Origin of the sequence: Acinetobacter sp. I-MWF (genome assembly GCF_025433935.1) — a bacterium.
Lineage (GTDB): Bacteria > Pseudomonadota > Gammaproteobacteria > Pseudomonadales > Moraxellaceae > Acinetobacter > Acinetobacter guillouiae.
In genome coordinates, this window is record NZ_JAMBAR010000013.1 from 1 (window position 1) to 365 (window position 365).

1 protein-coding gene is annotated in these 365 nt (G+C 60.8%); it reads left to right on the top strand.

What is annotated here, in order from left to right:
• The coding region (locus M2R48_RS21135) for a tetratricopeptide repeat protein (RefSeq protein ID WP_262087587.1) at nucleotides 1-330 on the top strand (330 nt) is incomplete at its 5' end.
• Nucleotides 331-365: the final 35 nt, after the last annotated feature.

The following is a 365-nucleotide window of genomic DNA, read 5'->3' on the forward strand; positions in this document are numbered from 1 at the left end:
CTGAACCAGGTGCGAGTGGACCTTTTACTCAAACAGAACCGCACCGCCGATGCGGAAAAGGCCCTGGACGGTTTGCTCAAGTCGCGCCCGGACGATCCGGACGTGTGGTACCAAGTCGCCGAAACGCGCGGCTTGTCCGGCAATATCATCGGCCTGCACCAGGCGCGCGCCGAGTACTTCGCCCTGGTCGGCGACTTCCAGCAGGCCATTCAACAACTGGACTTCGCCAAGCGCCGTGCCGGCAGCAACTTCCCACTGTCGTCACGTATCGACGCACGCCAGCGTGAGCTGATCGAACAGGAACGCTTGGTGAAAGGAATGATGGGCTAAACCCACCGCCCACAAAAAAGCCCCGCCCTCGTTAA